The 13,931-nt window shown below is 71.2% G+C and carries 9 protein-coding genes and 1 tRNA gene; 3 read left to right on the forward strand and 7 right to left on the reverse strand.

Annotation, left to right across the window (positions count from 1 at the left end; translation table 11 throughout):
- Nucleotides 1-86: 86 nt before the first annotated feature.
- Nucleotides 87-701, reverse strand: coding sequence for an ANTAR domain-containing response regulator (locus LZP97_RS08745; protein ID WP_003937895.1), 615 nt, complete (start codon nucleotides 699-701; stop codon nucleotides 87-89).
- 110 nt (nucleotides 702-811) lie between these two features.
- Here LZP97_RS08745 and LZP97_RS08750 point away from each other — a divergent pair.
- The 3 genes from LZP97_RS08750 (at nucleotide 812) to LZP97_RS27255 (ending at nucleotide 2,135) form a co-directional block, all read left to right on the forward strand.
- Nucleotides 812-885: transfer RNA gene (locus tag LZP97_RS08750), tRNA-Leu, on the forward strand.
- A 199-nt stretch (nucleotides 886-1,084) separates the two neighbouring features.
- Complete coding sequence (locus LZP97_RS08755) at nucleotides 1,085-1,867, forward strand: hypothetical protein (protein ID WP_010595308.1); 783 nt, start codon at nucleotides 1,085-1,087, stop codon at nucleotides 1,865-1,867.
- A gap of 136 nt (nucleotides 1,868-2,003) precedes the next feature.
- The gene (locus LZP97_RS27255; protein ID WP_017681335.1) at nucleotides 2,004-2,135 is read left to right on the forward strand and encodes a hypothetical protein; all 132 of its coding nucleotides are present in this window, start codon (nucleotides 2,004-2,006) and stop codon (nucleotides 2,133-2,135) included.
- A gap of 208 nt (nucleotides 2,136-2,343) precedes the next feature.
- Here LZP97_RS27255 and LZP97_RS08760 read toward each other — a convergent pair whose 3' ends face one another.
- From LZP97_RS08760 to LZP97_RS08785, 6 genes are all read right to left on the reverse strand, one after another.
- A complete protein-coding gene (locus tag LZP97_RS08760; protein WP_048771058.1) occupies nucleotides 2,344-3,549 on the reverse strand; it encodes a cytochrome P450 in 1,206 nt (401 codons plus the stop codon).
- 23 nt (nucleotides 3,550-3,572) lie between these two features.
- Entirely contained in the window at nucleotides 3,573-4,388 is an 816-nt protein-coding gene (locus LZP97_RS08765) for a PDR/VanB family oxidoreductase (protein ID WP_010595306.1), read from the reverse strand.
- 243 nt (nucleotides 4,389-4,631) lie between these two features.
- Nucleotides 4,632-5,393, reverse strand: coding sequence for an IclR family transcriptional regulator (locus tag LZP97_RS08770; RefSeq protein WP_029540102.1), 762 nt, complete (start codon nucleotides 5,391-5,393; stop codon nucleotides 4,632-4,634).
- A gap of 28 nt (nucleotides 5,394-5,421) precedes the next feature.
- Nucleotides 5,422-6,771, reverse strand: coding sequence for an MFS transporter (locus LZP97_RS08775; RefSeq protein ID WP_010595304.1), 1,350 nt, complete (start codon nucleotides 6,769-6,771; stop codon nucleotides 5,422-5,424).
- A gap of 581 nt (nucleotides 6,772-7,352) precedes the next feature.
- A complete protein-coding gene (locus LZP97_RS08780; protein WP_234575002.1) occupies nucleotides 7,353-11,924 on the reverse strand; it encodes a cation-translocating P-type ATPase in 4,572 nt (1,523 codons plus the stop codon).
- A gap of 171 nt (nucleotides 11,925-12,095) precedes the next feature.
- Nucleotides 12,096-13,883, reverse strand: a complete 1,788-nt coding sequence (locus tag LZP97_RS08785) for an ABC transporter ATP-binding protein/permease (RefSeq protein WP_010595302.1) — start codon at nucleotides 13,881-13,883, stop codon at nucleotides 12,096-12,098.
- Between the last annotated feature and the right edge of the window lie 48 nt (nucleotides 13,884-13,931).

The following is a 13,931-nucleotide window of genomic DNA, read 5'->3' on the forward strand; positions in this document are numbered from 1 at the left end:
CGCCCCACGCGTTCCGCGAACCCGGGCGAAATCCTTGTGACGCGACCGTTATCGAAGAATTGACACCGGCGTAACGGGAAGCTCCGTCATCCCGCCGCGGCGCCGCCCAGCGTCTCGATGACCACCTCCGCGACGTGCTTCATCGTGGTGCGCCGGTCCATCGCCGCCCGCTGGATCCAGCGGAACGCCTCGGGCTCGGTCATCGCGTGCTTGTCCATGAGCAGACCCTTGGCACGGTCGACGAGTTTGCGGGTCTCGAACCGCTCGGTCAGCCCCGCCACCTCGCGCTCGAGTTCACGGATCTCCGCGAACCGGCTCGCTGCCACCTCGATCGCCGGAACGAGATCGGTCTTCGAGAACGGCTTGACGAGATACGCCATGGCACCGGCGTCGCGGGCGCGTTCGACGAGCTCACGCTGACTGAACGCCGTGAGAATGACCACAGGTGCGATGCGCCGGGCGGCGATCTCCGAGGCGGCGTCGATGCCGTCGCGCCGGGGCATCTTCACGTCCATGATGACCAGGTCCGGCTTCAGCTGCTCCGCCAGTTCGACCGCCCGCTGCCCGTCGCCGGCCTCGCCGACCACCTCGTAGCCTTCCTCGCGGAGCATCTCCACCAGATCGAGCCTGATCAGCGCCTCGTCCTCGGCTACTACGACGCGCCGCGGCTGAGCGGGATTCTCGTGCGGGGCGGCTGTCATCGTCGGCCATCTCCTGTCGCTCGGGCGGCCCCCGTGGAGGGGGTGGAACGTTAGAAGGGTACCGGTGGCCGACGGCAGTCACCGATCTTCTACAGTGGTCTGCGCACGACGCCCCCGTATCCCAATTGGCAGAGGAAACGGATTCAAAACCCGTCCAGTGTGAGTTCGAGTCTCACCGGGGGCACCGCCACACTGCCGGTCTCCGGCCGGAATGGGGACACCGCCGGCCTCCGACTCGCGGTGCGCCCGCAGCGCCGGCGACGCGAACACGAAACCCGGGGCGCCTCCCCGCGGAAACGCTGGTAACGTGCCGACTTCGGTGAAGCGTCCGTGGCCGCAATCCCCCCCGATCTCGCGGTCCACGAATGGAGATGGGAGAAGGCATGAGACGCGCCCTGCTCCTCGTGACGGCGTGTGCGGCCGTGCTGCTCGCCCCGGCGCCGGGTGCGGCCGCGCACGTACCGGACGAGCGGATCGTGCTGCGCCCCGGCGACGGAATCACCTTCACCAGCGCCGATCCCGCGCCGGGTTGGTGCTCGGTCGGCGCGGTCGGTCACGACCGGGAGGGCCGCCTCGTCGCCGTCACCGCCGGACACTGCTGGCAGAACGGCGCCGGCGAGGTGTGGAAGGTCGGCGAGCAGGGCCACGGACCGATCGGCACCGAGACGTCCGTCTACAGCCCCGGCTCGGTGGACCCCCTCGGGGTGCCGACCGACGCGGTGCCGGACTACGCGGTGATCCTGCTCGACGAGACCAGGGTGCGCGGGTCGAACACGTCGGCCCCGGACGCCGACGGCGAGGTCGTGGCGCTCGAGTCGATCGGCTCGCTGCCGGACGGTGACCAGGACATCGGCCGGCACTGCGCGGCCGGGCACACGACCGGGATCGCATGCGGGCCGTTGCCCCTCGTCGACGCCCTGGACGTCGCCGGCACCCGGGACGTGCTGGTGAACCCGAACTCGCTCAATTCGTGGCTCGTGATGCAACAGGGCGACTCCGGTGGTCCACTGGTCCGCACCGACACCGGCGAGTGGCTCGGCCTCGCCGTCGGCTACCGCCCCGACGATGTGCGCTTCGCGGTCTACCAGCGGGCCGACCGGATCGTCGAGGACCTCGACGCCCGGGGCGGCATCGGCGCCGGATTCACCCTCGTGTGCACCCCGTGACGAGGCGAGTCGTCGCCGCGGACGTCGTCTCCGTGTCCGCGCCGTCGTCCGGCGAGGTCCCCCGCGCGGACGATTCGTCGACCGTTCTTTCCTCGTTCGTCAACTTCGGTTCATCCGGCGTCCCTACGGTCGAGGCATGTCGAACCCGATGGTCGCAGTGGGCCCGGATGCGGTGGTCGGCGCCGTGGTCCGGCTGCTCACTCCCCCGCTGTGCGAGCTGTACGCCGTGCTGATGCGCGCCGGTGTGGTGGTCGTCGTCGACGACTGACACCGGCGGCGTCGGTGACAACTGACACCGGCGGCGTCGGTGACAACTGACGCCGGCGACGTCGGTGACAACTGACACCGGCGGCGTCGGTGACAACCGCCCGGCTCGGCGTGTCAGGCCGAACCCGAAGGGTGCACTCGGTGAGCCGCCGGGTGTCGGTGGTGGGCCGATCGAACTCGCGGGGCACGGTGTCTCTGTGCCTCGTCGCTCACGCGAGTCGGACGCGGATCGGCACCGACCGCCACGAGCGGAGGGTGTTGTTCAGGTGCCGGTGCACCGGACCGTCGACCTCGATCGACTCGACCCGTGTGGCCAGCGCCGTGAGTAGCGCCTCCGATTCGAGACGCGCGACGTGCTGGCCGACACACTGGTGGATGCCCATCCCGAACCCGACGTGACCGGACGGGTCGCGCGCGAGGTCGAACGCGGCGGGCCGCTCCCAGCGTCGGGGGTCACGGTTGGCCGCGCCGAGGAACAGCAGAACCTTGTGGCCGTCGGGGATGACGGTGCCGCCGATCTCAATGTCGCGGGTGGCGGTGCGGAAGAAGGTCTGCACGGGCGACTCCCAGCGCACCGCCTCGTCGAACGCGGTCCGCGCCAGCGACGGATTCGCCCGCACCGCTCGCCATTGCTCGGGGTGGGTAGCGAACGCGTACAGTACGGCAGCCAGCCCGTTGACGGTCGTGTCGACCCCTGCGGTGAGGAGCGACCGAACAATCAGGGGTGCCTGGTCGTGGGTGATGTCACCGCGATCCGCCGCGGCCCAGATCTGCGCTCCGAAACCGCCCTCGGTCAGGACGTCGCGCACGCACTGGGCGTTGACCCAGGCCGACAGATCTCGGATCCGCGAGATACCCCGGTCGACCAGGCTGTTGGCGGGGCCGAAGGCATTGAAGGTGTGGTCCCCGTACGGCAGCAGATTCTCCCGCCCGGCGTCGGGTATACCGACGGCGTCCGGGAACACCCGCAGCGGAAACGCCGCGGCCAGGTCGGTGACGGCATCGAGTTCGGTTCCTCGGGTCAGGACCTCGTCGACCAGATCCTCGGCGTCGTCGATCCAGGCGTTCCGGAGCGTGCGCAGCGCGCGGGGACCGAGGATGCGGGTGAGGAGCGCACGGGGGGCGTCGTGGTGCGGCGGGTCCGCCTCGAGCAGCAGGCTCGGTGGCCGCCAGGGCTTCTCGTAACGGAAGTTGCTCAGTCCGACACCCGCGGCGGACTGGAACGACTGCCAGTCGGTGAGGGCGGCGTGCACCTGCTCGTAACGACCCATGCCGAACACGCCGAGACGGTCGAGGCGGACGACGGGCCCGGCCTCGCGAAGTTCCTCCTGGAACGGTAGGGGGTTGTCGAGAACATCGAGGTCGAACGGGTCGGCGTCGCTGATCGGTGTTCCGGTCGGTGCGAGAGTTGTCATGGCGAGATCCCTTGGTGAGGTGGTCAGAGGTCGAGTACCAGGCGGTCGGAGCACGATCGCGAAACGCAGACGAGCATGCAGTCCACGGCCGCTCGTTCGCCGTCGTCGAGTACGGAGTCGCGGTGGTCGGGCTCTCCGGCCAGGACCGTGGTCTCACAAGTTCCGCAGGTGCCTTCGCGACACGACGAGAGCACGCCCACACCGGCTGCCCGCAGCGCGTCGAGCACGCTCTGCTGCGGCGTGACGGAGATCGTGCGGCCCGACCTGGCCAGTTCGATGTCGAAGGGGCTGTTGCGGACCGGGGCCGGCTGCTCCCGAGGGACGAAGCGTTCGAGCCGCAACGCGCCCTTCGGCCAGGACGTGGCGCGGGTCGTGAGCGCATCGAGCAGCGGTACCGGACCGCACGCGTACACCTTCGCGCCGGCCGCCGCGGCTTCGGTGGCGACGTCGAGGTCGAGTCGACCCTTCTGGTCCTGGGGGACGAGGGAGACCCGCTCGCCGTACCGCGCGAGTTCGTCGCCGAATGCCATCGTGTCACGGGTACGGCCGCCGTAGAGGAGGTGCCAGTCGGCGGCGATCGAGTCTGCTTGCCGGATCATCGGCAGCAGTGGGGTGATGCCGATGCCGCCGGCGAGGAACAGGTACCGCGACGAGGGCACCATCCGGAAATTGTTGCGGGGACCGCCGATACCGACGAGATCGCCGACGGCCAGGTGATCGTGGATGTACACCGACCCCCCGCGGCCGTGCGGCTCGCGTAGCACGGCGACGCGGTAGGTGTGGGCGTCCCAGCGGTCGCCGCACAGCGAGTACTGGCGGGTGAGTCCGTTGGGCAGCATCAGGTCGATGTGCGCACCCGGCGCCCAGTCCGGCAGGCGCCTACCGTCGGGATGGGCGAGCGTCAGGGCAGTAACACCCTGTGCCGCAGACTCTTTCGCAATGACTCGCACAGCCGACTCCGTGGCGGCAATGTGATCGGACACGACAAACTCCTCTGTCTCGTCGTCGGATCGAGGATGGTCCGGACCGTGAAGTTCACACCAGACGTTTCTCGATCATTGAGAGAAAATGTGTGCGGCGGGTTACCGGCTCGGCGGCGTCGGGTGGGAGATCACTCGGGATATGCCTCGAGCGGCGGCCTGCAGTGCCGGGATCTGCGCGTAAGCGGAGGGGTCGTTCGGCACGATCAACCCCAGTGCGGCGACGACCTCCTCGGACGCCCCGCGGACGGGGACCGCCACGCCGGTGGTGTCGGGGTGGAGGTGGCCCGCGCAGAGCGCGTATCCCTGTCTGCGGATCTGCGCCAGCGCAGCACGCAGATCCCGGGGGGTGTGGATGGTGTGCTCGGTGAAGGCGCGCATCGGCGCGTTCATCACCTCGTCCTGCACCTCGACCGGACTGTGCGCGAGCAGCACGAGCCCGGACGAGGAGGCGTGCAGTGGTAGCCGACCGGCGACGCGCGTGAAGTTGACGGCTGCCCCGCGCGCGGTGAGTCGTTCCAGGAACAGCACCTCGGTGCCCTCCCGGACCGCCAGCTGGGTGTGCTGGTCGACCACCGCGTGCAGGTCCTCCATGAACGGACGCGCCGCCTCCCGCAGGCTCACCGTGGGTGACGACCGTGAAGCCACCTCCCACAGGCGCACCCCGACCCGCACTCGACGACCGTCACGTTCGAGCCATCCGCACCGGACGAGTTCCTCGATCAGCCGGGAGGCGGTGGCGACGTGCAGGCCTGCGCGCCGGGCGATCTCGGAGACCGTCAGCGTGGAATCGTCGATGCCGAACGCCTCGATGACGCGTGCCGCGCGGGCAAGCACAGACTCTCCCGTGGGAACTCGCGCCACGCCCACTCCTCTCCACGGCCGCCCGGACTCACACGATGGTGAGTTCACCCTCGACGGTAGTCACGCCGCTTCGCGCCGTGACACGAACAACGGAGACCACCACCCCTGCACCCAGGAAAGCGACGGCGACAAGCAGGTACAGCTGGGTCGCGGTCCATCCGGCGTCGAGGAACCCACCCGCGACGATCGGTGACATGATCGCGCCGATGCGTCCGACGCCGATGCCCCAGCCCATGCCGGTAGCGCGCAGGGAAGGCGAGTACACGGCCGGGGTCAGCGCGTAGAGCCCGCCGATGCAGCCGTTCACGACGACGCCGATCGCTGCACCGAGGACGAAGCCCACCGCGACGGTCCCCATGGCAGGCACGAATACGGCGAGCAGGATCGCCGACGCGACCAGGTATCCGACCAGGACGCGTCCGAGGCGGAACCGGACTGTCAGCACGCCGAGGAGGGCGGTGCCGAAGATGCCGCCCAGATTGAGCAGCACACCGCCGGTGATCCCCTGCGTCGCGGACATCCCGGCCTCCACCAGCAGCTTCGGCGTCCAACTCGTCACGAAGTAGAAACCGAACATCGTCAGGAAGAAGGCACCCCAGATCAACAGGGTGTTCCGACGCTGTCCCGGGACGAGCAGGGCGGTCGGTCCGACACCGCGCTTCCGGGCATCGGCAGTGGCAGGGGCCGGGGGCAGCGCGCTCACCGGCGAGTGGCCCGCGCGGACTGCGAACGAATTGATGCGCTCGAGTGCGTTCGCCGGGCGGCGGGCGAACAGGAAGTCGAGGGACTCCGGCAGCCGGAACCAGACGAGCGGGATCAGGGCCGCGGTGCACACACCGCCGAAGAGGAATACCGAACGCCAACCGGACGAACTCTGCAGGACCACGGCCACCACGCCCCCGAGTGTCGCCCCGACCGCGTAGCCGGTGGAGTTGAGGGTCACGGCCAGGCCGCGAAAGCGATTCGACGCGAACTCACTGGAGATGACATTGCTGCTGGCCAGGATTCCACCGATGCCGATACCGGTGAGCACGCGCAGCGCGCCGAGTTGGCCGGCGTTCTGGCTCACCGCCGAGATCAGCATGCCGGTGGACGACAGAGTCAGGCAGACGAGGATCATGGTCCGGCGACCCACACGATCCGCCCACGGCGCGAGGGCGATCGAACCGATCGCCATTCCGAACAAGCCCGCACTGAGCAGCAGACCCAGGACCGATCCTGAGATGCCCCACTCCTGCGAGACGGATTGGGAGGTGAAGGCCATGACGAGGACGTCGAAACCGTCGAGCACGTTCAGCGCTACACACAGTGCGACCGCTGTCCACTGGAACCGACTCATGGGGCCGGTGGCGATACGGTGGCGCAGATCGAGTTCCACGCGAATCTCCTTGCGTTGGAGGGATGCCGGGCACCGGGGAACAGTGCCCGCGGAGCGACAAGAAGCATCACCGGCTCGGATGCGGCGTCGCTACGGAACTCTCAATGGTTGATAGGAAATCATGTGCGGCACGTCTCAGTGCCGGCCCTTTGTGTTCGAGGCCATTGCCCACGGGCCGGATCGAGCGGCGTCGACCTCATCGGCATGTCGCCGGGTGCCCAGGGCGCTGTGTGGACGGGGTGCCCAGGGCACGGTGTGGGCCGGGTGCCCAGGGCACGGTGTGGGCCGGGTGCCCAGGGCACGGTGTGGACGGGGTGCCCAGGGCACGGTGTGGACGGGGTGCCCAGGGCACGGTGTGGACGGGGTGCCCAGGGCACGGTGTGGCCACCGAGCATCGATCAGCGCGCCTCGAGATCCATGCACGGACTCCCCTCGGCGTGGGGTCCGGCCGGGTCGGGTGTCGACGGTGTACCAGGCCGGCGGGCGAACATGTAGGTCGACGGATGGACGGCCCGGGGGTCCGGCGGTGAACTCGGCGCCCCGCGTGGTACGCACGGCGAGCGCGTCGGCCGGCCTCGCGACTACTTCTCTCCCCCTGCCGGCGCGACCCGAGGGTCCGTGGCTGCCGGGGTCTCGGAAGCGTCTCCGGGTTCTCGCGGCGCAAGCACCGACGTCACCACCGCGCCGATCGCCGGTAGCCGTTGCGCGGCGGTCGAGGCGACGGCGGCGAGCACGGTGGCTGCTCCCGCGCACCCGAGTGCCTGGGTCCACCCCACCGGGCCGATCGGCACGCAGCCCAGCAGTCCGCTCACCCCCGGCGTGCTGATCAGTGCGGCCATCACGGCGAGCGAGCCGAGGACGGTGCCGACGACGAGGGGGCTGCGCGAGTCGAGCAGGGTCTGCCCGAGCTGAGCGCCCACGAGCGCGACGAGCGCCACCGTCGATGCACGCGCGTTCGAGCCCGTCATCCGTGCCATGGCCCAGGCCGCGGTGGCCGCGGCCGCGGTAGTGGCGCCGCGGACGGCCACGGTGTGCAGGAGCGCGGACTCGTCGGGCCGCGGCGCGGGACCGGAGCCGTCGATGCGGGGGGTACTGACGGCCAGGGCCGCTGCCGGGAGCGCGTCGGTGAGCATGTTCACCAGCAGCAGCTGCCGGGCATTGAGCGGGGAGCGGCCGGTGACCAGGCTGCCGAGTAGCGCGAACGCGACCTCACCCGCGTTGCCGCCGAGCAGGACCGCCACGGCGGCCTGGACCCGCTGCCACAGCACGCGGCCCTCGTCGAGCGCGTCGAGCAGACCCGCGACGCGCCCCTCGAGCAGCACGACGTCGGCCGCGCCGCGCGCGGGGTCGCTGCCGTGGGAAGCCACGCCGATTCCGACGCTGGCGGCGCGGATCGCGGCGGCGTCGTTGGCGCCGTCGCCGACCATGGCGCACACGTGTCCGGCGTGTTCGAGGGTTTGCACGATCTGCACCTTGTGCTCGGGGGACATCCGCGCGAAGACGAGGCACTGCTCCACGGCGTGCTTTCGTTCGGTGTGCGAGAGCCCGTCCCATTCCGCACCACTGAGTACCTGATCCGTGCCGACGGGCAGGCCCAGTTCGGCGGCGATCGCGACGGCGGTCACCGGGTGGTCGCCGGTGACGAGCCGGACGGCGACGCCCTGCTCGAGCAGCGCGGGCAGCAATCCGGCCGCGTCGGCCCGCGGTGTGTCGGACAATCCGATCAGCCCGACGTGCCGCAGCCCGTTCCCGCACAGTTCCGCGAGGGCATCGGGATCGTCCGTCGCCCAATCGGTTTCGGAGTGGTTCAGGTCACGCTGCCCCACCGCGATCACCCGTAGGCCCTCGGCGGCCAGGGCGTGCACCCGCTCCCGAAGTTCGGGGCTGTCGTCACCGTAGGCACCGAGCATCGTCTCCGGGGCGCCCTTGACCGCCAGGTGGTTTCCGGCGATCGCGGCAGCGTAGGCCCGGCCGGACCGGAACGGCAGGTGGGCGGTCCGTTCGGCGGCCCGGTCCGCGACGGCGGCGGCATGCGCGGACTCGACGATCGCGACGTCGGTGGCGTGCTCGGGCGCTCCCCCGTTCGCCGGGATGCCGGTGCGGGCGGCGTAGGCCAGCACGTCCTGCCGGGTGAAGCCGGGGGCGGCTTCGACCGTGACGACTCGCAGACGGTTCTCGCTGAGTGTGCCCGTCTTGTCGAAGCAGACGACGTCGACACGGCTGAGGGCCTCGATCGAGCGGGGTGCGCGCACGAGGGTCGAGCGCTTGGTGAGCCGGCGGGCGGATGCGACCTGAGCGAGGGTGGCTACGAGGGTCAGCCCTTCCGGCACGGCCGCAACGGTGACCGCCACACCGCTGGTCACTGCCGCGCGGATTCCGGTGCCGCGCAGCAACCCCAGTGCGGCAACGAGTACGCCGCCGCCGAGGCTGACGGGCAGCGCGCGGCGGGTGAGGGTGCTCAGGCGTGCCTGCAGTCCCACTTCCCGGACCTGTGCGGGCGCCATCGCGGTGGCGCGACGGGCCTCGGTAGCCCCTCCCACCGCCGTCACGATCGTCACCGCGGTGCCGGTGAGCACGGTGGTGCCCGCGTAGAGCATGCAGGCGCGTTCGGCCAGCGGCGCCCCCGGCGTCGATTCACTCTGCTTGGCGACCGGAAGCGACTCCCCGGTCAGGGCCGACTCGTCGACCTCGACCCCGTCGGCGTGGACGATGCGCCCGTCCGCGGGCACGACCTCGCCCGGACGGACCTCGACGACGTGTCCGGGGCGCAGCCCGGCCGCGGGGACCCCGACGTACCGCCGGTCCCCGCGCGGGCCGGCGACGCGGCGGGCAGGTGGGTCTTGCACCGCCAGAAGCCTTTTCAGAAGACGTTCGGCGCGCAGACGCTGGGCGGCCGAAAGCGCGGCGTTGAGCAGCAGTACGGATCCGACGAGTACGGCATCGAGCGGCGATCCGAGCACCGCGCTCGCCGCGGAGCCCGTGGCGAGGACCGGCGTCAGCGGGTCCGCCAGTTCGGTGCGCACGGCCCGGGTGAAGTCGGCCGCGGATCCGAGCGGACGGACACCGACCCGCCGGACGCCCCGCACCACGCGCATCCGGGTCCGCGCTCGCCACCCGGAGTCCGCTGCGGGCGTGAGCAGGTCGCCCGGTGCGGGGAGGAGCGCGCAGACCTCGTCCACCGGAAGGGCATGCCAGTCGTGGGCCGAACGTGGTTGCGGCAGCGGCGCGGCCAGCGCGGCGCGGGCCGCCGACGTTCCGGCCCACAACCCGGCCGCGGCGCCGGCGGTGACCGACTCCGGACCGCTGCCGGGCACGCCGGGCACCATGAGCAACGTCCCGAGGGCGGACGCGTCGCGGGCGATCTCCACGCCGCGCCGGCTTGCGGTCCGCGCGGCCGGGAGCGCGTGCAGGATCCGCCACGCGCCGGTCAGATCGCGAATCATCACGTCCGCCGACCAGGGTGGGCGGTGCCCGTCGCGGAGGACACCGAGGCCCACGTCGGCCAGGCCGAGAGCCTGCGCTGCCTCGACGGTGAGGACCGCGACGGTGCAGCCGCCGCGTTGCAGCTTGTCGACGACGTCGAACAGGGTCGTGTCCATCGACTCGGCGACGGGTTCGAGACGGTCGAAGCCGTTCCGCAGTGATCCCATCGCCTCGTCCTCCGCGGAGACCACGGCGATCCCCGCGCGTCGGGCGGCGGCGAGCACGGCGGAGGCGTAGCGGTCGTGGACCGGTCCGATCAGTACCTGTGCGTCGGCGGGAAGGTGCCCGGGCGCGTCCGGCACGGCGGAGACGGGGTGCCGGCCGGCGGTCACGATGCCACGGTCGACCGCCGCCCGAGCCCGGTCCCACACCGCGCTGCGGTCGCGGTCGGGGACGCCGTTCAGTCGCGTCACCGTGAGGGCGGAGGTGTACAGGGCGCGGGGGTCGACGACGAGCGCGTCGACCCGGTCGAGACGGCGCAGCACGTCCGGGCGCAGAGTCAGGACTCCGCGGGCGGCGAGCCCGCGGGCGAGGGTGGCGGCGAAGGATTCCCGCGCGGTGCGGGTGGCCTTGGGGACGGCGACGAGCGCCGCGGTGCCGGCGATGGCGGGTTTGCCGGTCAGCATCCCGGCCGCTGCCGCGCCGGCGAGTCCGGCCCAGCCGGCGCGGTCGGTGTAGCGCTCGACCACTCCGGCCGCCGGTTCGGTGGGACGGGCCGGACGATGTGGGCAGTGGGCCACGGCCGCGTGGGCGGCGAGTTCCGGTTCGAAGTCGCGCCAGGCGCGCCGAATCGCCAGTGTCTCGCCCACGAGGACGGTCCGGGTGACGGCTTCGACGGCGGCCGACGCCGGTGCGAGGGTCAGGGTGTGCAGCACGGTGGTCCCGGCGGCCAGCAGCAGGTCCGCCCTGCCGGTCCCCAGTGCGGATTCGACGAGGGCGCGGATGCGGGGGTGATAGTCCGACACGAGCACCGGGGCGGCTGCGGCGCCGGGCAGGCGCGGCAGGCGCAGACGGCGTCCCGTCGCGGTCAGTACCAGCCCGGTGACGGCGGCGGCCGCGGACACGCCCCGCCGGACGAGCAGGACGTCGTCGCCGGGCAGCCCGGGCGGGGCGGCGGGGTGTTCGGTGGCGGCGGAGTCCTCGGTTGGGACACAGTGTTCGGTTGCAACACAGTCGGTTTCGACGCGCTCGACGATGCGCCGCAGGGCGCGGTCCGTAGGTCCGTCCGGGTCCGTGGACACCACGAGGCGGCACCAGGGGCGGTGCAGTTCGGCCGTGGCCACGCCCGGGGTGGCCCGGATCGCGGCGAGGACCCGGTCGCCGAGCGCCGCGCCGTCCGGGCCGTCGAGGCCCCGGACTTCGATCCAGGTTCGGGCACCGTTCGCCGCGCAGCGCCGGGCGGGGCGTCCGCTGCCCGCTTCCCGGGCGACGTCGGCGACGAGATGGAGGATCGCCGCGGGGGCCGGCGCGGCGACCGCGGCGACGGGGGCACGGAGCAACGCCGTCCCGACGCCTGCCGCCGTGGCGGCGCCGACGACGGCGGCGTCGAGGGCGACGCCGGCACCGGCGGCCGCGACCCGGACGCCGCCCCGCAGCGCGGATCCGGGAAGGGACATCAGGGTGGTGACCGACCGATGCGGGCGCCGCCGGCGGGAAGTTCCGTGGTGCATGGTGTCCTCCTCGGCTGGCGCACGCGCATTCCGGCCCGGGACCGGGCACCGGTGCCACTGCCGGCCGTTCCCGTCGGCCGTCGCCGGCATCGAGGTCACCGATCCTTCAGCGTAGTTCGGTCGCCGCGCGGTGTGGACCCGAGTCGGGCAGATTCGCCGGGCGGCCGGGTCTCAGCGGACGCTCTCGGTGACCGTCCAGCGTCCCTCCCCCTGCAGTTCGAGGACCCGGTCGTGGAACGTGTCGAGGGTGCTGCGGTGCCCGACGCTGACGATGACGCTGTCCGGCAGGGCCTCGCGGAGGGTGCGATAGAGCGCGTGTTCGAGCCCTTCGTCCACGGCGCCGGTGGCCTCGTCGAGGAACACCGTGCGCGGCCGGGCCAGCAGGACTCGTGCGAAGCCGAGGCGCTGCTGCTCCCCGGGCGAGAGCACGCGCGCCCAGTCGGTGTCGTCGTCGAGACGTTCGGTCAGGTGCCCGAGGTGCACGCGGTCGAGCACCTCGCCGAGTTGCGCGTCGTCGGGCATCGGCGGACGAGGGTAGGACAGGGCTTCGCGCAGCGTCCCGAGCGGCACGTAGGGATCCTGGGACAGGAACAGCGCGTCGCCGATCGGACGCGCGATCCGGCCGTGTGCGTACGGCCAGAGCCCGGCGAGGGAGCGCAGCAACGTCGTCTTGCCGCTGCCGGAAGCGCCGCGCACGAGCAGGGCCTCGCCGGGCGGGATGTCGATGTCGAGGCCGGTCACGAGGGGACGGCCGGACGGGGTCCGGACGTCGAGACCGTGCATGTCGAGTGTGTCGCCCTGCTCGGTCGCGACGAGGACGGGCAGCTTCGCCGCCTGCTCGGTGGCGTCGAGCAATCCGTTGAGCCGGATGGTGGTGGCCCGGAACGCGGCGAAGTCGTCGTAGGACTCGCGGAAGAAGGACAGCGATTCGTGGACCTGGCCGAAGGCGTTGCCGGTCTGCATCACGTCGCCGAGGGTGATCTGTCCGGCGAACAGTCGCGGCCCCTGGATGAGGAACGGGAAGATCACCGCGATCTGGTTGACGGTCAGGTTGAAGCCGTCGAACTTCAGGATCCGGAACACGATCCGCCACCAGTTGCGGATCACCGCGGCGAATCGGCTCAGCAGGCCACCCCGCTCGACACCCTCCCCACGGTAGAAGGCGATGTTCTCGCCGTACTCGCGGACGCGGACCAGGGCGTAGCGGTAGGTGGCGCCGAGCTTCTCGTTGAGGAAGTTCAGGCGGATCAGCGGCCGGCCGATCCAGAACGCCACCGCGGTGGTGACCAGCACGTAGAGATAGACCAGGAACACCATGGCACGGGGGATCTCGGTGCCGAAGACGGTGATCGGGCCCGACAGGTCCCACAGGATGCCGGTGAAGCTGACGATGGACAGCACCGCGGTGACCGCTCCCATCGACAGGATGCGGGTGGTGGTGACGAAATCGGTGACGTCGACCTGGATGCGCTGGTCGGGGTTGTCCACGGGCGGATCGACGAACCGGTCCCGGTAGAACGCGCCGGTGTCGAGCCAGGTGTCGACGAGCCGGTTGTTCAGGTGGGTGCGCCAGTGGATGTCGAGGGTCTGGCCGAGCAGGTACGCGACGAGGCTGCGCGCCACGTGGATGGTGGCGAGCACGGCGAACACCCGCATGAACCGCCAGAACGCCGCCTCGTCGAGATTCTGGATCGCGGTGTAGAAGTCGTTGTACCAGTACGAGAACAGCACGTTGACCCGCACCGCGAAGACGGTGAACAGCAGAACCAGGGCCACGAGTCCGAGCGGGCCGAGGCCACGGCGGGGATCGAAGTAGGGCTGCGCGATGCGCCACCACTGCCGCCCCCAGTGGGTTGCCCGTGCGAGCAGCGCCACCACGACGACGAACACCACCGCTGTGATCACATACGCCTTCAGCGTCCACCAGGCGCTGTCGACGAGTACATTTCCCCACTCCATCGGTCGCCACTCCCGTCTGCCGCGCCATCGCGCGATCCATGCGGACGA

The sequence above is a fragment of the Rhodococcus sp. DMF-1 genome, from assembly GCF_021441945.1.
Taxonomy (GTDB): Bacteria; Actinomycetota; Actinomycetes; order Mycobacteriales; family Mycobacteriaceae; genus Rhodococcus; species Rhodococcus ruber.

Coding starts and splice junctions, on each gene's coding strand:
- LZP97_RS08780 (WP_234575002.1), bottom strand. CDS start 11,924: ATGCACCACGGAACTTCCCGCCGGCGGCGCCCGCATCGGTCGGTCACC.
- LZP97_RS08785 (WP_010595302.1), bottom strand. CDS start 13,883: ATGGAGTGGGGAAATGTACTCGTCGACAGCGCCTGGTGGACGCTGAAG.
- LZP97_RS08765 (WP_010595306.1), bottom strand. CDS start 4,388: ATGCTGCCCAACGGACTCACCCGCCAGTACTCGCTGTGCGGCGACCGC.
- LZP97_RS08745 (WP_003937895.1), bottom strand. CDS start 701: ATGACAGCCGCCCCGCACGAGAATCCCGCTCAGCCGCGGCGCGTCGTA.
- LZP97_RS08755 (WP_010595308.1), top strand. CDS start 1,085: ATGAGACGCGCCCTGCTCCTCGTGACGGCGTGTGCGGCCGTGCTGCTC.
- LZP97_RS08760 (WP_048771058.1), bottom strand. CDS start 3,549: ATGACAACTCTCGCACCGACCGGAACACCGATCAGCGACGCCGACCCG.
- LZP97_RS27255 (WP_017681335.1), top strand. CDS start 2,004: ATGTCGAACCCGATGGTCGCAGTGGGCCCGGATGCGGTGGTCGGCGCC.